17 protein-coding genes are annotated in these 23,825 nt (G+C 54.8%); 12 read left to right on the top strand and 5 right to left on the bottom strand.

Annotation, left to right across the window (positions count from 1 at the left end):
- Positions 1 to 2 precede the first annotated feature (2 nt).
- Genes ML541_RS03930 through ML541_RS03910 form a run of 5 tightly spaced genes read right to left on the bottom strand, consistent with a single transcriptional unit; the run spans position 3 to position 3,017 of the window.
- Positions 3 to 587: a putative metallopeptidase gene (locus ML541_RS03930; RefSeq protein ID WP_243371016.1), complete on the bottom strand. Its 585-nt coding sequence runs from the start codon at positions 585 to 587 to the stop codon at positions 3 to 5.
- A complete protein-coding gene (locus ML541_RS03925) occupies positions 584 to 877 on the bottom strand; it encodes a cytochrome C (protein ID WP_243371015.1) in 294 nt (97 codons plus the stop codon). The genes ML541_RS03930 and ML541_RS03925 overlap by 4 nt, the downstream gene beginning before the upstream one ends.
- 16 nt (positions 878 to 893) lie before the next feature.
- On the bottom strand, positions 894 to 1,670 hold the full coding sequence (locus ML541_RS03920; protein WP_243371014.1) for an acyl-CoA dehydratase activase: 777 nt from the start codon (positions 1,668 to 1,670) through the stop codon (positions 894 to 896).
- On the bottom strand, positions 1,670 to 2,668 hold the full coding sequence (locus tag ML541_RS03915; protein WP_243371013.1) for a 2-hydroxyacyl-CoA dehydratase: 999 nt from the start codon (positions 2,666 to 2,668) through the stop codon (positions 1,670 to 1,672). Before ML541_RS03915 ends, ML541_RS03920 begins: the two co-directional genes overlap by 1 nt.
- Positions 2,669 to 2,675: 7 nt before the next feature.
- Positions 2,676 to 3,017, bottom strand: a complete 342-nt coding sequence (locus ML541_RS03910; RefSeq protein ID WP_243371012.1) for a hypothetical protein — start codon at positions 3,015 to 3,017, stop codon at positions 2,676 to 2,678.
- A gap of 165 nt (positions 3,018 to 3,182) precedes the next feature.
- Between ML541_RS03910 and murI the strand changes: the two genes are divergently transcribed.
- The 12 genes from murI to ML541_RS03850 all read left to right on the top strand — a co-directional run bounded on the left by murI (position 3,183) and on the right by ML541_RS03850 (position 23,620).
- Positions 3,183 to 4,022, top strand: a complete 840-nt coding sequence (murI, locus tag ML541_RS03905) for a glutamate racemase (protein WP_243371010.1) — start codon at positions 3,183 to 3,185, stop codon at positions 4,020 to 4,022.
- Positions 4,009 to 4,572, top strand: a complete 564-nt coding sequence (locus tag ML541_RS03900; protein ID WP_243371009.1) for a GerMN domain-containing protein — start codon at positions 4,009 to 4,011, stop codon at positions 4,570 to 4,572. Before murI ends, ML541_RS03900 begins: the two co-directional genes overlap by 14 nt.
- 56 nt (positions 4,573 to 4,628) lie before the next feature.
- The gene (locus ML541_RS03895; protein WP_243371007.1) at positions 4,629 to 7,055 is read left to right on the top strand and encodes a homocysteine S-methyltransferase family protein; all 2,427 of its coding nucleotides are present in this window, start codon (positions 4,629 to 4,631) and stop codon (positions 7,053 to 7,055) included.
- 111 nt (positions 7,056 to 7,166) lie between these two features.
- A complete protein-coding gene (locus tag ML541_RS03890) occupies positions 7,167 to 7,559 on the top strand; it encodes a hypothetical protein (protein ID WP_243371005.1) in 393 nt (130 codons plus the stop codon).
- Positions 7,560 to 7,586: 27 nt separating this feature from the next.
- On the top strand, positions 7,587 to 8,414 hold the full coding sequence (locus ML541_RS03885; protein WP_243371004.1) for a transketolase: 828 nt from the start codon (positions 7,587 to 7,589) through the stop codon (positions 8,412 to 8,414).
- 28 nt (positions 8,415 to 8,442) lie between these two features.
- Entirely contained in the window at positions 8,443 to 9,381 is a 939-nt protein-coding gene (locus ML541_RS03880; RefSeq protein ID WP_243371003.1) for a transketolase family protein, read from the top strand.
- Positions 9,382 to 9,918 (top strand): type II secretion system protein, encoded by a 537-nt coding sequence (locus ML541_RS03875; protein ID WP_243371002.1) that lies wholly within the window; start codon positions 9,382 to 9,384, stop codon positions 9,916 to 9,918.
- 38 nt (positions 9,919 to 9,956) lie between these two features.
- Positions 9,957 to 11,456 (top strand): HAMP domain-containing sensor histidine kinase, encoded by a 1,500-nt coding sequence (locus ML541_RS03870; protein ID WP_243371001.1) that lies wholly within the window; start codon positions 9,957 to 9,959, stop codon positions 11,454 to 11,456.
- Between the two features lie 41 nt (positions 11,457 to 11,497).
- The gene (locus ML541_RS03865) at positions 11,498 to 12,868 is read left to right on the top strand and encodes a sigma-54 dependent transcriptional regulator (protein WP_243371000.1); all 1,371 of its coding nucleotides are present in this window, start codon (positions 11,498 to 11,500) and stop codon (positions 12,866 to 12,868) included.
- A gap of 298 nt (positions 12,869 to 13,166) precedes the next feature.
- Positions 13,167 to 16,043, top strand: coding sequence for a hypothetical protein (locus tag ML541_RS03860; protein WP_243370999.1), 2,877 nt, complete (start codon positions 13,167 to 13,169; stop codon positions 16,041 to 16,043).
- 53 nt (positions 16,044 to 16,096) lie between these two features.
- Positions 16,097 to 19,270 carry a CxxxxCH/CxxCH domain-containing protein gene (locus ML541_RS03855; RefSeq protein WP_243370998.1) on the top strand — a complete coding sequence of 1,058 codons (3,174 nt, stop codon included), beginning with the start codon at positions 16,097 to 16,099 and terminating at the stop codon, positions 19,268 to 19,270.
- Positions 19,271 to 19,390: 120 nt separating this feature from the next.
- Positions 19,391 to 23,620: a CxxxxCH/CxxCH domain-containing protein gene (locus ML541_RS03850; protein ID WP_243370997.1), complete on the top strand. Its 4,230-nt coding sequence runs from the start codon at positions 19,391 to 19,393 to the stop codon at positions 23,618 to 23,620.
- Positions 23,621 to 23,825: the final 205 nt, after the last annotated feature.

Here is a 23,825-nt window from a genome sequence, read left to right as displayed (position 1 = left end):
GTTCAGGAAGGTTCGACAATAAGGCGGGGGGCCGCAAATTTACGACCGACTATGGATGCGTGGCGCAGGCGCAGGTCGTCCATCGTTCCGTCCAGGAATGCCAGGTGCGATCTGTCCTCCAATCCCAGAAGGTAGCGGTCCACCAGGTTTGCCATGAGGGCGTTGTATCTTTTCGTCGAGCTGCCGTGGGCATAGTTTCGGCCTGGAAAGCGGCGGAGATCGCCGTTGAACCGTGGAGAGACGTGATAGAGCTCGTGGAAGACGGTAATGAGCTTCTCCCGTTGGGGGAGATTGAGAAAGCGCGGGACTAGAAAGTAGATGATGTAGAGGATTTCGGCGCCGCGGTGCTCCACCTGGGGCATGGTGCAGGTATAGGTGCGCCTGCCGCGCCGGGCGGTGGTGGTGCGGGCGCCTTCCGCGAAGCGCAGGGGATGGATCTTGGCATAGGTGCCGTGGATGCCACCGTTACGGGTGGTCGAGATGCAGACGAGGAGCTGGCGCGTGTCGATGTGGCCAAGTTCCGGCACCTCCCGGACGATGTGCCCGATGAGCCGTTCCAGCTCCTCCGTCAGGTTGAGGGTGGTCACTTGCCGGTCTGCTGCAGCTTGTGGCAGAACAGGCAGCGCATGGGGCCGTCCTTGGGCTTGACCGGATGCTTCGGCGGAAAGGGAATACCTCCCTGCTCGTTGTGGCAGGTGGGACAACCCTTGTCGGCCTCCATTTTGCTGCCGGTCTTGGCGACAATCTCGTAAAAGGGTTTGTGCTTGTCGTCCAGGGGGACCTTCTTCGTCTTCTCTTTGCCGGAAATGGCGAAGAAGATGATGAGGACGATGCCGATCAGGGCGATGAACAGCCAGTCTTTTTTGCCGATTTTCATTTGTTGTTCTCCATGGTTAAATGGTGGCACAGCCGATGGCGCCGTTGTGCTGGGGGTGGGGGGGGACGATGATGTTTCTGCCTATCTCCTTTTCCAGCAGTTTCACCAGGGCTCGGTTCAGAGCGACCCCTCCCGTCAGCACCAGGTTCTCGGAGGGAAACCTGTTGAGCATGGGCATGACTCGTTTGACCAGTGTCTGGTTGACCCCGGCGCAGAGCCGCTCCACGGGGAAGCCGCGCAGGATCTGGCCGATCAGCTCCGATTCGCCGAAGATGCCGCAGGTGGCATCCAGCGGTACCGGTTCTTCCCAGTGGGATGAGAGCTCCTCAAGGCTTACCTCCAGGATGGCGGCCATATTTTCCAGGTAACGGCCGCTGCTGGCGGCGCACTTGTCATTCATGACGAAATCGGCGAGCTTGCCGCTGGTGATGAGGGCGACCTTGGTGTCCTGCCCCCCCATGTCGAGCATGGTGAAGTTTTTCAGGCCGGTCTGCTTGATGGCGCCGGCAACATGAGCCCTGATCTCGGAGATGACTCTGGCTCCCCGCAGGGACAGGGTGTTGCGGCCATAGCCCGTAACTGTCACTGCAGACACCGACAATTCCTCCGGCGAAAAAAGCTCGCTTCCCGCCAGATCCAGGAGGAGTTCCCCCCCCTCCATCCTGCCGAAGCGCTTGTAGAAGGTTACCGTGTCCCGGTCGGCCAGTTTGGCGATATTGTTACCGACGAGCAGGGCGAATTTGGCCTTTCTGCTCCCCAGGTCGATGCCGATTCTGCTGCTGCCGCTCTCCATCAATCCTCCGCCATGGCCTGTTTGTCGGCAAGCATTTCCACGAATCCCTCCAGCCTGATCCTGGTCCTGGCATCCAGCCGTGCCGGCTTGTCCCCTTCCAGGGTCAGGATGGGCAGGTGGAGCTTCCTGCGGATGACCATGTCCTCGATCTGTCGAAAGCAGAAGGACTGGACGTAGTGGATGATACCGTCGATGCGCCGCCGGGCGATCTCCAACTCGATGTCGGTGATGCGGTGAAAGATGTCGTAGGGGTAGGTATAGCGCCGGTACTGCTCGACCAGATCAGCGGTGTCGTAAGGCATGGAGAATTGGCGCTGGGTTTCGTTGAAGATAACCCGGGCGCCAAGGCTTTCCAGGAACGGGTAAAGCTCGCTGAGGATCGGCGGCACCCCCAGGTAAGCGAGCCTGATCTGCCTGCCGAAGACTGGGCGTGCTGCCGCCTCTGCCAGAAAGGCATCCACCTCCTGTTCGAAGGTTGCGGGATCGCTGTTGAAATCGGAGGTACAGACCTGGAAATAGTGGTTTTCCTCGCCGGCGACCTTGTTCTCCTGCCAGGTGAGGCGGTCTATTTCCGCAACCTTCCGGCGAATGGCATCCAGGCGTGCCTTGGCCCGGTCCACTTCCTTCCAGTCCACTCCGAAGTGGGCCATGAGCTTTTCCATCTCCGCCTTGAGGGTTTGCGGATTACGGTCCATGGGATAGGCGAAGGGGACGACGGTGATGCCTCCCATGGAAAGGATCTCCATGAGTGCCTTGGTGTAGCTGCAATCCCCTTCCGTTACGGCGATCATTTCGTCGATGCCGCTTTCCAGGACGGTGGCGTAAATCCCCTTGATCCAGCCGCAGACATTACGGGGGAAGCCGGCAACTTCGGCTTCCTCTATGAGCTGTGCGCTCCGCTCGCTGGTAATGAAGATGTTGTTGAGATCCACCGGCGTCTTTCCGGCCGCCACCAGGATCTCGACGGGTATGGTTGAGGTAAAGCCGACTCGGGACAAGGACAGGCTACTCCGTCTTGATGAAAATGAAGTAAATCAGAGCTGCGCCGATGGCCAGACCGCCGAAGGCGAAGGGGAGCGTGGAACTGAGGGTGAGCTCGTTGCCGCCGTCGGCGGGGAGAGTGAAACGTATCAAGAGCATGATGGAGATGGCGGCAAAGAGGGAGGCGAGGACGAACTTGGACCGCTTGACCACCGCATAAAAGGCTAGGATGAGGAAAAAGCCGATGATCCATGGATTTTCCATGGCGCTCTTCATGGTCAAGTTCTGCATGAAATGAACGATGTTGCCCGTTTCGAAAGGGCTGAGGGTCTCGACGGTTTTCTCGATCAGTTCCTGTTTTTCCATATGGTCTCCAACCTTGCGAAGATTACTGAGGATACATAGCAGATTTTCCTGAGAAATTAAAGATTTATTGTATTCATAAAGTGGAGCAAATGCCTTGACAACGGGGGTAGGCTAAAATACTATTAAACGTTTCAATTCACGTCAACTGCGGTTTTGGGAGAGAGTGTGGCTTGGAAAGCTATCGGCATATTTGATTCCGGGGTTGGGGGGCTGACGGTCCTCAAGGAGATCATTAAGGTTCTGCCCCAGGAAGATACTATCTATCTTGGGGATACGGCGCGCGTGCCTTACGGAACCAAGTCCCCTGAAACGGTTACCCGCTACTCGCGGCAGATCACCTCGTTTCTGGTCAGTCGGGACATCAAGATGCTGGTGGTTGCCTGCAATACCGCCTCTGCTGTTTCCCTGGCGGCCTTGAAAAAGGAATTCTCCATTCCCATCGTCGGTGTTATCGAGCCGGGCGCCCGGCGGGCCGCCGCAGTTACCCGCAGCGGCAAGGTGGGGGTCATCGGCACGGCAGGTACGATCAAGAGCAGTGCCTATGCCAAGGCCATCAAACGCATCAATCCGGAGATCGAGGTGGTGACCCGGGCCTGCCCGCTGTTCGTCCCCCTGGCTGAGGAAGGGTGGATCGACAACGAGGTCGCCAGGCTGACGGCACAGGCCTATCTCAAGGGGCTCAAGGAAGAGGCGGTCGATACCCTGGTCCTGGGCTGCACCCATTATCCCATCCTCAAGGGGATCATCGCCGAGGTCATGGGGGATGGGGTGACCCTGGTGGACTCAGCCGAGGAAACCGCCTTCACCGTGGCGGAAATTCTTGGCAAAAAATCGCTGCTGCGCCCGTCGTCGGAAAAGGGAAACCACCACTTCTTTGTTACCGACGTTCCGGCCGGATTTATCCGGGTCGGTAACCGCTTTCTCGGCGAGCGCCTGGGAGATGTGTACCAGGTGAACCTGGACGATGAAACCCGTGAAGAGGAGCAACCCGGTGAAGAAAAATAGACAGCCCCGCAGGGGGATGCGGTTCATCGTCATTGCCTTTCTTGTCTTCGCCGCAATCGTTGGTGCCCTGGTGGTGAAGAAATACCGCATCAGCACCACTCCCAGGATCTCCCCCCCCATGGAGCAGGCCGGGACCATGATGGTCACCTTGTTTTTTGCCGATGAAAACGGCAATCTCGTTCGCGAAGGGCGGGAAATAGAGGCCGGAGCCAGCCCTGCCGAATCCATCGAGGCAATCATCGACGAGTTGGCCAGCGGCCCGGTGGGGGATTACGGCCCGGTCGTGCCCGACAGCACCCAGGTCAGGAGCGTCACCCTGCAGGTAGACGAGGCAGTTGTCGATTTCGGCAGGGAACTATACGACGATCTCCCTTCCGGGAGTGCAGCCGAAATGACGGCGGTGTACGCAGTTGTCGATACCATTGCCGTCAATTTCCCCCAGGTAAAAAAAGTTCTTTTTCTCAAGGAAGGACAACCGGTCACCACCATCAAGGGGCATCTGGACCTGCGCCAAGCGCTCGTTCCTGACTTTAACCTGGAAAAGCGGTAAATTCCGGGGCTGGCCTTCTGCTGATTGCCACTACATTACCTTTGCGAGGGGTACCAATGAAACAACCTTTCCTGCAGGCCATCAAAGAGCGGGTGCTGGTGCTGGATGGCGCCATGGGGACCATGCTCCAGCAGCGTGGGCTTAAGCCGGGGCAGTCTCCTGAGGAGTTGATCCTGACCCTGCCGGGGACTGTGGCAGAGGTGCACCGGCAATATTTGGATGCAGGCGCCGATATTATCGTTACCAATACCTTCGGTGGCAGCCGGGAAAAGCTCTCCCATTACGGCCTTGAAGGGCGGCTTGCAGAGATCAATGCCAGAGCGGTGGAAATTGCCCGCGGTGTGGCGGGGAAGCGGGCCTATGTGGCAGCTTCCATGGGGCCTACCGGGAAATTCGTGGAGCCGGTGGGAGACCTGACCTTTGACCAGATGGCAGCCCAGTTCCGCGAGCAGGCTGAGGCTCTCGTCGGTGCCGGTGCCGATCTCATCACCCTGGAAACCTTTCTGGATATCAAGGAGATCCGTGCTGCCATCATTGCCATCCGGGAAATTTCTGCGGAAATCCCCATCATAGCCATGCTTACCTTCGACGACAAGGGACGCACTGTGCTCGGCACGCCTCCTGAGGCTGCCGCCATCACCCTTGAGGCGGTCGGCGCTGACATCATAGGCTCAAACTGCGGCTTGGGAGTTGAGGGGATTTACGATATCCTCTCCGCCATGCGCCGCGTCTCCACCCTTCCCCTTATTTCCCAGGCCAATGCAGGTTTGCCGGTGCTGAAGGATGGCAATACCGTATTCCCTGCCACCCCCGACGAGATGACCGTCTACCATGAAAGGATGCTCGCACTGGGCGTGCGGATCATCGGTGGCTGCTGCGGTACCACCCCTGCACACATCCGGGCCATCAAGGATGCCTTGGCGGGCAAGGATCAGACCTTGCCGCAGTTTGCTTTCACCGACGGGACAACGTGGCTCTCCGGTCGTGGCGGTTGCGGGGCCATTGGTGGCGGCCGGCCGGTGGCCATCATCGGCGAGCGGATCAATCCTACCGGCAAGAAAGCCTTTGCTGCCGAGCTGCGGGAGGGGAAGGTTTCCTATATCCGGCGGGAAGCAATGGAACAGATTGCCGCCGGGGCGACACTCCTCGATGTGAATGTGGGTGCCCCAGGAATCGATGAGCCGGCTGCCATGGAACAGGCGGTGTTCTGCGCCGCCGGGGCTGCCTCTGTGCCGTTGGTCCTGGATTCCTCTAACCCAGAGGCTTTGGAGCGAGGGCTCAAGTCGGCCGACGGCAAGGTGCTGATCAATTCCGTCAACGGCGAGGAAAAGAGCCTGCGCCGCATCCTGCCGCTGGCAAAGAAATACGGCGCCGCCGTCATCGGCCTTACCCTGGACGAGAGCGGCATACCCGAGACTGCCGAGGCCCGCACTGCCATTGCCGCCACAATAGCAGAGAGAGCCGTTTCCCTGGGGATCAGGAGAAACGACGTGGTTATCGACTGCCTGACCCTGGCGGTCAGTGCCGAGCAGAAGCGGGCCATGGAAACACTCTCGGCCATCCGCCGGGTCAAGGGGGAGTTGCAACTCAACACGGTACTTGGTGTCAGTAACATCTCCTTTGGACTGCCGTGCCGCCCGCTCATTTCCTCGGCCTTTTTCGCCATGGCCATGGAGGCCGGACTCGATGCGGCGATCATCAATCCCAAGGAGCAGGCGATGATGGATGTCTGGCGCTCGGTCATGGTCCTGCTCAACCGTGATGCCAACGCTGCCGCCTACATCGATGCCTATAAGGGGACGGTCGCTGTTCAGCCGGGTGCGCCGGCGGAGCAGGCTCCTCTGGATATCCGGGGCATCCTGGCCAAGGCGGTCATTGACGGCGACGGGGAGAATATCGTCGCCCATGTGGAAGCCGCCTTGGCTCAGGGATTGAGCCCGCTGGAGATCAGCAACGAAGGACTTCTGCCGGGATTGGAAGAGGTGGGACGCCGTTTCGAGAAGAATATCGTCTATCTGCCCCAGGTGATGCTTTCGGCGGAGACCATGAAGACCGCCTTTGCCCGGCTGAAGCAGGAAATGCAGGGAATGAACCTGGCAAGCCTCGGCAGGATACTAATGGCCACGGTGGAGGGGGACATCCACGACATCGGCAAGAACATCGTCTGCACCCTCCTTGAAAATCACGGCTTCGAGGTGATCGATCTCGGCAAAAACGTCCCGGCGGCGAAAATTGTTGCCGAAGCCAAGGCCCGCAATGTGGATGCCGTCGGTCTTTCGGCCCTGATGACGACGACTATGGCCGAGATGGAGAATGTGGTGAGCCTGTTGCGGGAGGCCGGGGTCAAGACGTTTACCATGGTGGGTGGGGCTGTTCTGACCCAGGATTACGCCACCGAAATCGGTGCCGATCTCTATGCCAAGGATGCCATGGAAGCGGTATCGAAAATCAAGGTCCTTCTCGGCAAAAACAATGGAAACTGAGGTCCTTACCCAACCATAACCCATTGAGATATTCGCTGTTTTACTTGTTGCAACTCTCGGTTGCCTATGGTAGGTTGACAACTTGTACGTCATTTGGCGGAGAAACACATAATGGTAGGCGGATTCAATCACAACATCAGGTACAAGGGGGAAATATTCCATGTCCAGACAGAGGACAGCGGCATAGCCAATCCCCACATCATCACGCTCCTTTACCGGGGCGGTACTATTCTCGCCTCGATCAAGACAAGTTATGCGGACATCATCAAGGTTGACAACCTGGAACAGGTCGTCGAAGACCTGATGAAGGAGCAGCACAAGGATATGATGCGCCGGCTGAAGGCGGCGGAATTTGATCAGCGCATCTTCAATCAGCCGGGAGAAAATGTCGCGCCTCTCCCGTCTCCCGCAAAAGATACAACAGCAAAGCCTGCTGAAAACGGCCAGGCAAGCCAAAGTCTCGATGAGATCATCCTTGATTATCTCATTACCGACGACGACTAACTCATCGTCTGAAAGGAAGAGCTTCACGTGAACGATCGCATAACGCAACTGGAGGAAAAGGCCCGGCAACTTCGCATCTCCATAGTCAGGGCCCTGCACAAATCACAGTCCGGTCATACCGGCGGCTCACTGTCCGCCACCGACATGGTCACCGCCCTTTATTTTCACAAAATGCGCCACAACCCCGCCGACCCTGCATGGCCGGAACGGGATCGGTTCGTCCTCAGCAAAGGGCATGCTGCACCTGCACTCTATGCGGCTCTCGCTGAAGCAGGCTATTTTCCCAAAGAGGACATGATGATGTTGCGCCGTCTCGGCAGCCACCTCCAGGGCCACCCGGACTGCAAAGGAACTCCCGGCGTGGATGTCTGCACCGGCTCCCTTGGACAGGGGCTTTCCATGGCCAACGGCATGGCCCTCGGCCTCAAGACTGACGGCAAAGACAGCAGGGTTTATGCCATACTCGGAGATGGCGAACTTCAGGAGGGGCAGGTATGGGAAGCGGCCATGGCTAGCGCCCATTACCAGTTGGACAACCTCTGTGCCATGGTCGACGCCAACAACCTGCAAATCGACGGCGAGGTGAGCCGGGTCATGAATGTCGCCCCCATCACCGATAAGTTCCGGGCCTTCGGCTGGAACGTCCTGGATATCGACGGCCATGACATGGGGGCCATCATCGGCGCCCTCGATGCCGCCGAAACGGTCAAGGGGAAACCGACGATGATCGTCGCCAGGACGGTGAAGGGAAAAGGTGTATCCTTCTTCGAGAACAAAGCCTCCTACCATGGCGTTCCTCCCAGTGACGAGGAGCTGCCGCGGGCACTGGAGTGTCTCGGCTGCTTCTGCGAATAAAAACCTATAATAAGAAGGGATTGGATAAATGAGTAAAATGATTGCCACCAGGGACGCATATGGGGAGGCCCTTGCGGAACTGGGCGAGGAGAATATAGATATCGTCGCGCTGGATGCTGATCTTTCCGGCTCCACCAAGACCGGGGTGTTTGCAAAGAAATTTCCCGAGCGTTTTTTCAATATGGGCATTGCCGAGGCGAACATGATCGGTACTGCAGCAGGTCTGGCCGCTGTGGGGAAAATACCTTTTCTTTCCACCTTCGCCATTTTCGCTGCGGGGCGCGGCTGGGAACAGATTCGCCAGTCGGCCGCCTATCCGAAAGCCAATGTCAAGGTCGTTGCCACCCACGGCGGGGTTACGGTAGGTGAGGATGGCGGTTCCCACCAGTCGGTGGAGGATATTGCCATCATGCGCGCCATTCCCAACATGACCGTTATCGTTCCTGCCGACGGCGTCGAGACCAAAGGGGCGATCAGGGCTGCAGCCGCTGCGAAGGGGCCGTTCTACATCAGGCTCGGCCGCAACAAGGTGCCGACCGTCTTCCCTGAGGACCATGTCTTCCAGATCGGCAAAGGCTCTGAGCTTGCCAAGGGGACCGATATGACCTTCATCACCACCGGTCTCATGACCGCCCAGGCCCTTGCCGCTGCCGAACAACTGAAAAGCGAGGGCATATCGGCCCGTGTCGTCCACATCGGCACCATCAAGCCCCTGGATGGGGAGATTGTTATCAAGGCAGCAAAGGAAACGGGGGCCATCGTCACCGCCGAGGAGCATTCCATAATCGGCGGTCTGGGGGGGGCAGTCGCCGAGCTGCTTGCCGAAAACTGCCCCACACCCGTGAAGAGGGTCGGCATCAACGACCGCTTCGGTACCTCGGGCAAGGCGGATGAACTGCTCAAATATTTCAACCTCATGCCGGAAAATCTCGTTGAAGCTGCAAAGGACGTGCTTGCGAGGAAATAAATGTTCCTGCACCCGCTCAAATCCACTGCCGGATTCACCTATCTTGCTGCCCTGATGATCGTCGTCATCATGGGGATCATGATGGGAGTGGCGGGACAGTCCTGGAAGATGATCATGGACCGGGAGCGGGAAGAAGAGCTTTTGTGGGCCGGGACCCAGTACAGGGATGCCATGATCCGCTGGTATAAGCCGAGACCGGGACAGCATGTGGCCACCCCCTTGCGAGACCTGAAAGACCTGCTGAAGGATCCACGATCCCTGCAGAATGTTCGATACCTTCGCAGACTGTATCCGGACCCGATAACCGGCGAGAACTGGGTCCCGATCAAGGACGCCAACCAGGGCATCGTCGGCGTAGCCAGCTCCAGTGAGAAGGAGCCCATCAAACAGGCCAACTTCCCCAAAGACTTCATTGACTTCGAAGGGAAGAAGAAATATAGCGACTGGCAATTTATCTGGAACAAAGTGCCGGCACCACGTGGGACAAAAACAACCATAACCGGATTGCCCACACCACCGGGAAAACCTTCACCGTAATCAGCGAAACCTTCCGCCACTGCCGCACGGGAGTCTGATTGATCTTTAAGAGTCTCACCACACGGGTTATAGTCATCTCCATCCTGCTGCTCGTTTTCGGCATCAGCACCTTTACCTTCGTCACCCTGAGGCGGGAGCAGATGCAGCTGATCGATGCCGCCAGGGAGAGCAGCGAACTCCTGCTCAGTACCATCGAACGCAGTACCTACAACTCCATGCGCATCGGCAACAGCGAAGATGTGCAGACCATTCTGGAGCTGGTGGGGCAGAACCAGAAGCTGCTCGCTGTTCGCATCTTCCATCCCCACGGCGTTGTGCTCAAATCTTCCCGCCCGAGCGAAGTCGGTAAGGCGGTCGATGACCGTGATTATCAGCTGTTCATCAACAACCGGAAAGAGGGGGTCTTCTTCCTGGAGGGACATGGGGAAGTCCTCGGCATGCTGAAGCCGATCTATAACGACGAACAGTGCCATGTCTGTCACGGCCACAAAAGCCGCATTATTGGCCTGCTCAACGTGAACTATTCCTTGGTGGAGACACGGAAGCGGATCATGGATGCGTCGAAACTGTTCGTTTTTTCCACCATCGCCATCATATCCTTCCTCTCCCTTGCCATTGCCATGGTCATGCTGAAATTCGTCAAGAAGCCGCTCCATCTGCTGGCGGAAAATATGGCCCGGGTCGAGCAGGGCGATCTGTCCGTACGGATGAAACCCGACGGTAAAGATGAGATCGGCCGACTCATCATCAGTTTCGACTCCATGGTGGACCGCCTCGATACGGCAAAGCAGGAACTGGAGCATTACCATTTCCAGCAGATGGAGCGGGCGGATCGTTTGGCTTCCGTCGGCGAAATGGCCTCCGGCATTGCCCATGAGATAAAGAATCCCCTGACCGGCATCGCCTCGGCCATGACCATCATAAAAGAGGATTTTGCCCCTTCCGATTCACGCATATCCATTGTCGACGAGGTGCTGGAGCAGATCAACAGGCTCGATAAGACGGTCAACGATCTGCTGTTCTTCGGCAAGCCGGCTCAACCGGAACCGACCTTCATCGACATCAACTCTACCATTCGCAAGACGCTCAAGTTTGCATCCCAGCATCGGGGCAGCAGGGATATAGAGAAAAAGCTGGAGCTCCAGGAGGACCTGCCTCCGGTTTATGTGGACCCGAAGCAGATCCAGCAGGTTCTGCTCAATTTAATCCTTAATGCCATGCAGGCAATGCAGGATGGTGGCACCCTGACCATCACCACCGCTCTGGAGAATTCCGATCCCGAACGGGTTCTCATCATGGTAAAGGATACGGGGCAGGGGATTCCTCCCCAGATCCTGGAGAAGATATTTACGCCGTTCTTTACGACAAAAGCCCAGGGAACGGGGCTGGGACTGGCCATCTGCCACAAGCTGGTGTCACAGCATAACGGAACGCTGACCGTTTCCAGCAAGGACGGCAAAGGGACAGAATTTACCGTATCTTTGCCGGCGCTGCCTATGCCGACCTCGGAAAATCTGGTTGAGGCGGCTGCCATATAAAGTACGACTGCTTTTGAATACTTCCGAAAAGGGGAATTGCCTTGAGAAAAACGAAAATACTGGTGGTTGACGACGAACATCTGATCCGTTGGTCCCTTGAGCAGAACCTGAAAAAGCAGGGTTATGAGGTCTATACTGCCGGAAACGGCGAAGATGCCCTTCGCCTTGTGCGTGAGGAGCAGCCCGAACTGGTGCTTCTCGATATTCAACTTCCCGGCATCGGGGGCTTGGAGGTTCTGGAAAAGATCAAGGAATTCGACGATGACATAATCGTCATCATGCTCACGGCCCATGGTGGGCTGGAGACGGCCGTGAATACCATGCGTATGGGGGCCTATGATTACATCAATAAGCCTTTCAACCTAGATGAGCTATCCATTGTCATAAAGAAGGCCCTGGAGACCTCAGACCTGCGTCGCGAAGTGGTGCAGCTGAGGAGTGAGCACAAGAAGCTGGGACCCCCGAAGATTATCGGCACCAGCAAGCACATGAAAAACGTCCTGGACATGATGGGGAAGGTTGCCAAGAGCGAAGCCTCGACAGTTCTCGTTCAGGGTGAATCGGGTACCGGCAAGGAACTTGTTGCCAAGTGGATCCACTATCAGTCGAGCAGGGCGGAGAAGCCATTTGTCGCCATAAATTGCGCCGCTGTCCCTGCGACCCTTCTTGAAAGCGAGCTTTTTGGCCACGAGAAAGGGGCTTTTACCGATGCCAAGACCGCAAAAAAAGGATTGTTCGAGCTCGCCGACGGTGGGACGGTATTCCTCGACGAGATCGGCGATATGGAGATGGGAATGCAGGCCAAGCTCCTCAGGTTCCTCGAAGACCGGACCTTCAGGCGTATCGGCGGCGCCAAGGTTATTTCAGTCGATGTGCGGATTATTTCCGCCACCAATAAGGAGTTGCTCAAGGCCATCGAGGAGAAGTCGTTCCGTAACGACCTCTATTACCGGCTGCAGGTAATTCCCATCTTCCTGCCGGCGCTGCGTGAGCGGAAGGAAGACATTATTCAGCTCGCTAATCACTTTATGGAATCCTTCGGCAAGGAATTCAACAAGTCGGTGAAATCCATTTCCAGCATGGCAGAGAAGATGCTCCTTGACTATAGCTGGCCCGGCAATATCAGAGAGCTGAAAAATGTTATCGAGCGGGCTATCATACTCGGAACGGAAGATACTCTGCTCATCGAAAATCTGCCCCTGGAGATCATCGCCAAAAGCTCAGCCTCCTCAGTCCCTGTCTCCACCTTCAAACTCCCCCCAGAAGGAGTCGATATCGAAGAGGTGGAAAAGGAACTGATCCGGCAATCGCTGGAGATGACCGACTGGAACCAATCAAAAGCCGCCAAAAAACTTAGCCTTGGCATCGATGCCTTTCGTTATCGAATGAAAAAGTTTGGTTTTTTAAAATAAGTTATATTAATGCCTGTTTGAGAAATTTTCTGATTTAAATGAAATAACCTTCGTCCTAATCTTGCCCTTCAAGGCGTCGCTCGTAAGCTGAGGCTTCGTTTCTTCCGAAACGAAGCCTCGCGTCCTTTGCTCAAGCCCTTCACTTAATCCTCATATCCCTCCTTTACCTTTCATTAAACTCGATAAAAATCATAGGTGCGGGCACTGATGTTGCAACGTATGGGGAACGGTATCTTTCCAAGATGTCTTGGATTTAAATTTAGATTAGAATATCTCCAATAAAAACGGAGGCTTTCACATGATTCACGCAAAGCGCAACTTTACAACAGTGCTTGTCGTCTCACTGCTTCTCGCAGTCATTTCACTGTCAGGGGCAATTTCCTCGGCAGCGGTGGCTCCTCCCGGGATTTCTGCAAGGACTCCTATAAGGGATGGCATGTTGACGCCTGTGCGAATGGCGCTGCATCCCTCCGGAAATTATATTTACGTGACCGATGCCAGGAATCAGGCGGTCTTGAAGTACAATCTCTATGGCCGCCTGCTAAAAACTTTTAAAACTGCCGGCATACCTCTTGGCGTTGCTTTGACCAACGATGCCAGCCCCAAAATTATCGTCACCCAGGGTAAGTACGTTGCTATTCTGGATCCTGTTACCGGTGCGGAAATTACCCGCGTAGGGGAAGGCGTTATTGGTAGGGCTAACGGGGTTGCAGTCAATGGTTTTAACGGGGATATCTGTGTTACTGATGGTGCATTGAATAAGGTGCATGTTTTTGATTCAACAGGTGCGACTCTTAAAAAGACCTTTGGCGGTTATGGTTTGTCTGACTCAACGGGTTTGGGGGCTTGGGGATTATTCTTTAATCCGTCAGGGATAGCCTATGAAAAAGATGCTAAACGTATTGTCGTTGCAGATACTGCGAATGGCAGAATTCAGTTTTTCGATGCAACCGACCCCAATTATCCAGTTGTCAATGTTATAGGTAAAGGCTTAAATGATGCTCCGATGAATTTCGTCTCCGTCCAGGGGTTTGCCTTTGAATATGATCAGCTTGGCAAACTGAAGCGACTGTACGTGGTTGATACCTGGAAAGGTGGAATTCAGGTTATCGATCCGGTGACTGTTGTCTCCGGTACTTATCTGTCGTTCATAGGGGCTGGAAGCACGTACTATGCGGTTGGTGGCTATCCCTATGGAGTTTTAAGCGGGGCTCAGGATTATCAGTTTTTATTGCCCACCGATGCGCAATTTGATTCAGTATATGGCAGGCTTCTTGTTGTATCTGCCGACAGCAGTATTAAAATCCTCGATATTGACGGCAGAGGTGTGCCTGTAACCAATGATCCTCTTGCAATCACAATAAATCCTTCTCCTGAAAATACCAATGTTTCCACATATTCCATTAGCGGAACGCTCTCACCTGCTTACCCTCTTTCCGATGTTACACTTTCGACCGATACTGGTGCAGTTGCAGGAGCTGTTACATATGATGGTACAGGTAGAACTTGGAGTGCCGTCATAACCGGCCTGACTTTGGGTGCAAACAAGATTACGGCTCTTGCTACCGATGTGGAAGGGATTAAAAAGTCAGCTGTAAAGACGGTCGTCTACACAATGAGTGCGCCTTCCCTGACCATAACGACCCCTGCCAATACCGTAACCAGTGAGCTTAGCGCTATACTGGAAGGTACTGTAGAGGCTGGATGCACGGTGACGATCAGAAATAACACTACACAAACAGATAGCGTTGCTACGATAACAGGGGCAGGTACAACTTGGACCGGGACTTCGCTTCTCAGAAACAACACTGCAAACAGCTTCACTGTTACAGCTACCAAGCCGGGCTACAATACTGCCTCTGCCGGCGTTACCATTATTAGTGACACAACAGCGCCCCTTCTGAATATTTCGGCACTTCCCGACGGCAGCTTCAGCAGCGGCACCATGACTCAGAATATCTCCGGCTACGTACAGGATGCCAACCCCAGCACCGTATCTGTTACAGTTAACAGCGGTGCTGCGACGGTTGTTTCCACGCCCTTGCCGGCAGCTTCCTTCAGTGTACCGGTCACCCTGCAGCCGGGTGCCAATACCATAACCGTCCAGGCGACCGACCTGGGGGGCAAGACATCTTTTGTCAATACCAGGACAATTAATTATGATGCTACCAGACCGGTACTGGCAATCGATGCCACCCCAGCCGACAATTCCTTTACCAGAACGGCTTCAGCCTCGCTGAGTGGCTCGGTAACCCCAGTAGATGCTACCGTTACTGTAACTAATAACGGTGTGGCCGTTGCAGGCGTCACCAACACTGCCGGTAGCTGGTCCGTGCCGATCACCCTGACGAGCGGCCAGAATACCCTAGTTGCCACCGCAACTTCAGGGGCCAAGGAAGCAAGCCTCAAACGCACCGTCACCCTTGACAGCACTGCACCCGCTCTGGCAATCACTGCACCGGCAAATGATATCGCCACCAATCTGCCGAATATTGAAGTATCCGGAACCATCTCCGGTGATGCTGACGGTTACCCTGCATTGGTGGCTACCATCAATGCAACACCGGTTACGCCTGCCCCCGCCGTCAATAATGGAACCTTTACCTTCAACACCGGCGCTTCTCTTGTGGCCGGGGCTAATCTGATCACGGTGACTGCGACCGATTCGGCAGGCAATGCCACTTCCGTGACACGGTCCGTCAATTATGACACGGTAGCTCCCAGTCTTACACTCGTTCCGAGCGCCGCCGGCTATCCTAAGAACATTAACGGTACGGTCGAGGCCTCTGCCAGCGTATCGGTTACCGACGGAGCTAAATCCTTTGCCGTGACAATCAACGGTACATCATGGAGTGCCGATCTGACCACCTCAAGCTACAACGCCGGTACTATCCAGATCAAGGCAACCGACGCGGCCGGCAACATAAGTGTCATTACCGGTCTGACCTACAATAAGCCCGATGGCGATATTGATCAGAATGGAGTTGTCGATGCCAACGACGCACAGCTTGCCAGGCAACTGGCAATGGGTGTGAGACAGCCTACGGCAGCAGAACTTGCCCACGGAGATATCGGTCCTCTGTTGAAAGGCGCCGCCAATCCCAATGGCAAGATTGACTTGATAGACGCAATCCTCATTCAAAGGAAAGCACAGGATAGTACTTTTAGCTGGTAGCTCTGAACCGTGCAATGATGACAACGTATATAAATGCTTTTAGGAGCGTAAATATGAATCGACCAATTAAAAATGCTCTGCTGACACTGATCATGGTTATTACAACCGCGACTGCAGTAAGGGCGATGAACCTGCCGCCGTCACACTCTTTCCTTAGTGGACGGTGTGGAGTATGTCATGCCAGTGCCGACGGTTCAACCAGCGCCAGGAACAATGTTTGTTTGGTCTGCCATAAGTCGGGTGGCGCTTATCTCACGAACAAGCAATTCTTTTTAGGTGACATGGCCAATCCCTTCGGAACGACCATCGAGAGTGCAGAAAAGGATTCTTATACCCACAGTTCCCACGAATGGTCTGCCACGGATAATAATCCAGCAGCAGGTGCGCTTCCACCTGTTTCTTCCATCATGAATAAAATCACTGCCAATAATGGCTCTCTTAGCTGTAACCGTTGTCACTCGTTGCATAATGAGCCGTTTCTGCCACATTTGACCAAGCTGTCCATGACCAATGACGAGCTCTGTCTCGATTGTCATCGCATGAGAAACAGCCAAAGCCATGCTTTCGGTTCTCATCCCGTGAATATCGACTATGCTGCCAAGGCGGCTGCCAAGCCATCGAAATTCGCTCCGGTGCCGACAAATAGTAATTCCGCCAACCCCACATCGGAGATGAAGCTTGCCAACGGAAAGGTTGTTTGTACTACCTGCCATAATCCACACTTTGCCGACTCCAACAGCAAAACCCTTGATAACTTCTCCACTGCCATGGTAAACGGTCTGAAACCGTCCAAGGGCTTTCTCTTGAGAACGGACTACCGGTACGAGAATTACACGACCCTGGACAGCCCCAATATCTGTACCAACTGCCACACCAACAAACACGAGCATAACGGCGGCAACCAGCGTGTCCGCTGTACCGATTGCCATAGCGGCCACGTGGATTATGACCCCTTCGCCACCGACGCTGCCACCATGGTGCCGAACGTCTACATGGTCAAGCGCTATATGAACTGGTCCTCGGCAACAGGATGGAAGGACAACAAGAAACTCACAACCCCGAAGCCCACTTTTTTCCAGTCTACTTCTGCACAAAGGCTCTATAAAGACCAGAACGGAACGGGAGTTTGCCAAGCATGCCATGTTGTACCAGTAAGCGGTCCTGGCGACAATAAATATCCTGAAGCACACACGATTGCCAACGCAACTGCTGCGCAATGCAATGGCTGTCACAGCCACGACAGCCGATGGAGTTTCGACGCTTCCTGTCTGAATTGTCACGGTCAGCCTCCGACGGCAACCACTGCAGCTGCCGGTTATGACTCAGCGAAGGAGGCAACTTCAGCCCATACTACCCACGCCAGCTATACGAACTACAAGTGTCTTGAGTGCCATTATCCCAGTGCTCCCCTGGCTCTCCATCAGAACGGCGGCTACCAGGATGTCTTCGTCCAGCCGGGCTACGTAGCTGCACTTGCTGCCAAGCTTGGTTCCACGCCGACCTACAACACAACTGCCAACACCTGTTCTGCCGTTTACTGTCACAGTAATGGTGCGCCTACGACTGCCTTCAAACAATACTCAGTTGTCTACCGTGCAACCCCTAAATGGTTCGGAGAAAAAACCACTTGCGGTTCCTGTCATGAGGCCTCTCCGACTACCAATGCCCATGGTGCTCATCTTGCTAAGAATTATGTCTGCCAGAACTGCCACGCCGCAACAGCCAGCGGTTCCACAGCCATCGCCGACAAGACCAAGCATGCGGATGGCAACAAGCAGGTTCAGTTTGCCTCGGTAAGCTTGCCGTTCGCCCTCGGTGGTGCTTCCTCCTTTAATGCAGATGGTACCTGTACTTCAATCTACTGCCACAGCGATGGGTCGGGCAATGCACCTGTCACTACGCCTAAATGGACTGATCCCAGCACCGGTAAATGCGGGTCTTGTCACGGTACTACCGACAGAACCAGCGGTGCTCACCAGGCGCACCTTTCCACAAGTGTCCCCTATGGTCCACAACTGTCCACACTTCCTACTGTGCCGGATGCATGTAATAAATGCCACGGCCCCGACTACACCACTAAGCACCTTAACGGTACCACGGTTGACGTTAGTTCCAGCACCTGTTCAGCTTCCTGCCATGCCAATCAGCTTGGTTCCGCATCCTGGGTCACCGGCCGCACCGGTGTCACCTGCGAAAGCTGTCATACCGGCACCCTTTCCACCGTCAATGGTCTGCAGGCTCCCGACAAATCTCTTGCCGCCACCAAAGGGCACAACATGAACTCCAGCAGCACCGGAGTGATCATGAATTACAATTGTACCTCCTGTCATGATGCCAATGCCAAGCACATCGATCCGGCAGCACATGATACGAGGCTTTTGCCGGCCTACACAGGTGCACTCAATAACGAATGTAATGCTTGTCACAACAATACAACGACCGTTCCCACCGATAACAAGAACAACATGTACACCCACATTACCGACTATATCGGTACTTCGGCTGACGTGAACAGTAAGCCCAGCGCCTGTAACACCTGTCACGATCCCCATGGTTCGACCAATCGCAATATGATCAGGGCAAAGATCGTCACCTGGGATAGAGTGGTGCTGAAAAATATCACCTGTGATATTTCCTATAATAACACCACTTCTCTGATCAGCACTGTCAAGGTCGGCAACCTGTACACAGGCCTCTGTCAGGTGTGCCATACCAAGACGAAGTTTTTCAGCAACTACAGTGCGCCGCAGCATTACACCAGCGGATGTCTTGGCTGCCATCAGCATAAGAACGACAAAACCGTATATGCCTTCCAGCCGATGGGTGGTTGCGACGGGTGCCACGGGTATCCGCCGGTCCAGACGATGCTGGCAAGTTACGGCCACATAGATAACTACTCCAGCGCCAGACTGCAGAACTACACAGGTGGCGGTGGTGCTCATGATGTTGCGGGACACGTCCTTGCCAGCGCAAAAGCATCACAGACATGGACTAACTGTCTGAAGTGTCATTACGGATCGGATACCAACGGCCTGCACATGCGCGGCGATTACACCAAGCCGAGCACCATCAATGTCCAGGTTGATCCGAAATACAAATTCGACTCCAAATTGCCGATTACTTACACGGGTAATAAGTCTGACGATCGCAGCACTTACAAATCCGGCAGCTGTTCCAACGTCAGCTGTCACTTCCAGCCGTCACCGAATTGGAGCAGCCAGAAATAACGGCGGGCAGTGTCCAGTTTCATGGATAAATATTACGTCAAAGGGAGGGCTTTGGCCCTCCCCGTTGAGGATGACAGTATGAGATTACAATCGTTTTCAGTTATATTTAAGGAGTCACGTATGAAGACATGTCACAGCGCAGGATACTTCAAACAACTGATTCTATGCTTGCTGTTGTCCTTAACGACTGTGTTTATCTTTTCCGGGAAGGTGCTGGCACTGACCGGCAATAAGATCGACAGCTGCGCTGACTGTCATGGCAATAGACTGACTGGAGATGTGAGGCCTATAGATGCTGCGTACCGGAACATTACAACCGGTGGCTTTGTCGGTAGCCACAGTACCCATATGGCTCCAGGGACATCAGTCGCTAGCTGCGACAATTGCCATGTGCAGAATACCACCTTCGGTCACCGCGATGGAAAGATCAGCTTCCAGCCAAACATCAAAAACTCGCCGTCCACTGCCACCTATTTCAAGGCCGGCGGGGTCGGTTTTGTCAACCAGACCTCGAATCAAGTTATGACCAATGCTACTTGTTCAAGTGTCAACTGTCACTTTCAGACTACCACCCCAACCTGGGGCTCCACTCCTTTCAGTTACGCTAGCTCTTCCAGCAACAACTGCAACGCCTGCCATGGTAACGTCAACTTTCCGGCCCCTCAGGACAGAAGCCATCCAGGGACCGGATCCAGACATGGTGTCTATTTTGGTACAGATGCAGCGTCCTGCGCCAAGTGCCATGCAGACCATACTTTAGGGACCGATATTGCCAAATTTGCCCATGCTACCAGCGCTGGGAGCCGTGGGCTTGTTCTCAATGGCAGTGAGCTTAAGGGCACATCATACAGCTTGAGTGTAACGAACCTCGCATATCCGACCTACATGACCAATGCCGATGCCAACCGCAATGGTACCTGCTCGAACCTTTATTGCCATAGTAACGGCACCATCAACCCTTCTTCCAGCACTTTCGTTCAGAATCAGGCTCCAACCTGGGGAGGCACCGGCTCCTGTACTCTCTGCCACAAGGGCGATTCCGCCGATCCCATGGCGACCAACAGCCATGGCAAGCATGTTGCCGGCAACTATAGCTTCGGTTGTGTCAAATGCCACGCAGCAACTGTCAGCGACAACAATACCATCGCCAGCACAGCAGATCACGTTGACAAGAAGGTCACAGTTAAATTCAATAACTCCACTACTGCGGTAGGTGGAACCTTTGCTGGAAATTCGTTTTCCCAAAGAACCCCTGGCACTCCCATGACCGGTGCGTACTGTGCTAATATCTATTGCCATAGTCAGGGCACCTCTGCCACTGCGTTGCAAAAGCCATATTCAACGGTTCGTTGGGGTGGAGCGCTTCCTGCCAATTGTACCGGTTGCCATGGTGGTGATAATACGACGTCGAAACAGATTGCGTCGGTCGCTCACCCGAAGCATATTGGTACTTATGGTTTCGCCTGTAACTCCTGCCATGCACAGACTGCCGGCAGTGCCAACAACCAGAGCATCAATAATTACGGCACCCATGTCAACTTTGCCATCAACGTTGACCTGAACGCCAACTACGGCGGCAGCTACTCCAATAACGGCCACAAACCAGGCGACGCCCCTGGCACTTGCAGCACCACCTACTGCCATAGCAACGGGCAAGTGACGACGCCGGTTTATAAAACACCAACTTGGGCAACTGGATCATTGGCCTGTAACGCCTGTCACGGTGATGCAGCTGGCTCCAGCACACTTAGTGTCAATCATACGGCTCATGTGAACAACAACACTGTACTCGGCTCCAGCTACAGCTGTGATACCTGCCACAGCCGTACCATGGCGGTTGGCAGCAGCTCTGTCCTGAAAACGTATTCTGGCGTTAAGCTCCATGTGAACAAATCAAAGGATGTCGCCTTCACCAGTCTCAATAGCGGCGCCACCCCTTATGGCGGCACCTGCGCTACACTGTACTGTCATAGCGACGGTAACCCCGTTACTGCATCCAGAACCTACACCAATCCTTCGTGGGGTGGTGCGGTCATCGGCTGCGACGGCTGCCATGGCGTAGGCACCGCCGGCTTGGGCTACCCGAACCGTCCCAGTGCCGGTGTCGGTGTGACCGGGGCGAACAGCCATGTCAAACACGTTGCCAGCAGCGGTCTCACCTGTAAAGAGTGCCACTGGAACACCACGCAGAACAACACCAGCATTGTTGCCGGCGGCAAGCACTTGGACGGCAAAGGTAATGTCAATGGCGAAGACGTCAAGTTCATGGTTGGTGGCAACAACGCTTCCGGCTCCTACGACTCTACTGCCAAAACCTGTTCCGCAACCTATTGCCACGGTTCCAACTCCGCCCTCCCCTGGGGTGGCACAACCATGTGCAACAGCTGTCACAGTGCCACACCTAACGATGCTGGCTGGGCCAACAATGCCCACAAGATTCACTACAACTCAACTGCTTTGCCGAGCACCTACAGCAATATGTCCGGCAACGTCAGCTCTATAAGTTCCTATCGCTTCACCTGCTCCACCTGTCACGATCCCCGCAAAGCTAAGCATGCTGGCAATGCCGTAGACCCCGTCCGTGCAGCAGAGGTATACTTTACTTACACGTCTGCCGGCAGAAACCCCGTATATGTATCGGGAACCTTGGCAGGCAATGATAATGGTTTCAACTGGTCCAACGGCAGCACTACTGCCTGTAATGCAACCTACTGTCATAGCAACGGCCAGACAGGGATAGGCTCCGCCAATGGGTCTGCTGTTTCCTGGAGCACCAGCGCTTCCACTGGCTGTACCGCTTGTCATGGTAATGCTGCCACTGCGAGCAGTCTGTCCGGCAAACATGCCAAGCATCTCACCGATCCATTGGGTGGCGGTAGCTTTGGCTGTAAGGACTGCCATTCCAAGACCGTCAGCAGCGATACGAACATCATCGATAAGTCCAAGCACATCAACAAATTCAGGGATTACTCAGGGTTGAAGGCAGGCAAAGATATCGCTTCCTGTAACACCAGCTACTGTCACAGCAATGGCAAAGGCGGTCAGGGAGCTCTAGTTACCTGGACAGGCACCATGACCATGGGATGCACTGGCTGCCACACCAATAACACCTTAACCCATCCAAAGCATCTGGCCATTTCATCCATCACCTGTGATAAATGCCATGCCGACACTGCAGCTGCAGGTAGCAGCACCACCATCAAAACTGGTTCTGTTACCCATATCAACGGCTCCTACAAGACCGACGTGAAATTTGCCAATATCTCAGCAGCCTGGAAAGCTTCCTACAGTGGCACGACCTGTAGCACCGTTTACTGCCACAGTAACGGCAAGGGAGCTTATGTCAATGTCGCATGGGGCAGCACACTAGGCTGCACCGGTTGTCACCCGAATCTTTCCGGTGCCCATGCCAAACACACCGGCAACCTCCTGAGCAGCGTCACTTTCTATGCTTACACGGCCAACAAGTCTACCGGCGACGATACCACCGGAAGCTACAAATTCGGTTGCGCCAACTGTCACCCGATTACACCTGCCACCCATGCGGACGGGAATATTGACGTTGTTGTCAGTCAGTTGACTGTTGCCAATGGCGGCAGCAGCCTGAAGGCGAAAAACGATCCGGCAGCAGCGTACGTTGCCGGCACCGGCTGCGATTTGGTCTACTGTCACAGCGATGGGAGGAATCCCATGGTTGCCGCAGGCAACGGCCACGCTCCTGCCTGGAACGTCACCTTTACGGCAGCAGAGCGTTGCGGCAAGTGCCATGGTAACTCTCCTGCCGACGCCACTCACCAGGCCCATGTGAATGGAAGCATCCACGCCGACAACATTTACAACGGCACCAGCGGCCTGCTGCCCGCCGGGAATACCGGCTCGGTCAGCCATGGTATTTCCGGCCAAGCCACGACCATTAACTGTAACATCTGTCACAATGGGACCGTTACTTCAGCGCGCAACGCTGCCAACAATGCCTGTGTTTCCTGCCATGGCGGCGATGCCACCCCCATTTACGGTTCAATCGCCAACCGCGGCAACCACGTCAACGGCAATGTCGACGTCTTCTTTGCCTACACGACCATTTACTCCAAGGCACAGCTCAGGCCTGCCAGCTTTGCCGGTTACACCAGCGGCGCAACTGGGTGGGTTCGTAACGGCGACAACTACAAAAATGGCGCTGCTGCCTACGACTACTCGAAAAACAGGTTGAGCTCACAGGCCACCTATACTGCAGGCACTCCCGGTAACGGCTCCTGCTCGAACGTTGTCTGTCACAACATGAAGGCAGGTCAACCCGCAGTAAACTGGAGCGATTCACTCTCCTGCGAAAGCTGCCATAAAAGCCTGTAAGATTTAAAACTTATGCTGTGTTTATACAGCAAGGCCCATCTTTTCAAAAGATGGGCCTTTTTTTTGAGGATCACGCGGGCATTTCAGGAAATCCTGTAAGTGCTGCGGGCCCTGAACCGATAGCTATAGCGGACGAATTCGAGATGGACTGGCCAGCCGCCTAGGCGTGGTTCCATACCACGGTCGTTAAGGAGACACAACCAGG

This window comes from Geotalea sp. SG265 (genome assembly GCF_022808985.1).
Lineage (GTDB): Bacteria > Desulfobacterota > Desulfuromonadia > Geobacterales > Geobacteraceae > Geotalea.
The sequence above is the reverse complement of the archived record's forward strand: the minus strand, read 5'-3'. Positions and strand labels throughout refer to the sequence as shown.

Coding starts and splice junctions, on each gene's coding strand:
- ML541_RS03925 (WP_243371015.1), bottom strand. CDS start 877: ATGAAAATCGGCAAAAAAGACTGGCTGTTCATCGCCCTGATCGGCATC.
- ML541_RS03920 (WP_243371014.1), bottom strand. CDS start 1,670: ATGGAGAGCGGCAGCAGCAGAATCGGCATCGACCTGGGGAGCAGAAAG.
- ML541_RS03910 (WP_243371012.1), bottom strand. CDS start 3,017: ATGGAAAAACAGGAACTGATCGAGAAAACCGTCGAGACCCTCAGCCCT.
- ML541_RS03895 (WP_243371007.1), top strand. CDS start 4,629: ATGAAACAACCTTTCCTGCAGGCCATCAAAGAGCGGGTGCTGGTGCTG.
- ML541_RS03890 (WP_243371005.1), top strand. CDS start 7,167: ATGGTAGGCGGATTCAATCACAACATCAGGTACAAGGGGGAAATATTC.
- ML541_RS03880 (WP_243371003.1), top strand. CDS start 8,443: ATGAGTAAAATGATTGCCACCAGGGACGCATATGGGGAGGCCCTTGCG.
- ML541_RS03875 (WP_243371002.1), top strand. CDS start 9,382: ATGTTCCTGCACCCGCTCAAATCCACTGCCGGATTCACCTATCTTGCT.
- ML541_RS03860 (WP_243370999.1), top strand. CDS start 13,167: ATGATTCACGCAAAGCGCAACTTTACAACAGTGCTTGTCGTCTCACTG.
- ML541_RS03855 (WP_243370998.1), top strand. CDS start 16,097: ATGAATCGACCAATTAAAAATGCTCTGCTGACACTGATCATGGTTATT.
- ML541_RS03850 (WP_243370997.1), top strand. CDS start 19,391: ATGAAGACATGTCACAGCGCAGGATACTTCAAACAACTGATTCTATGC.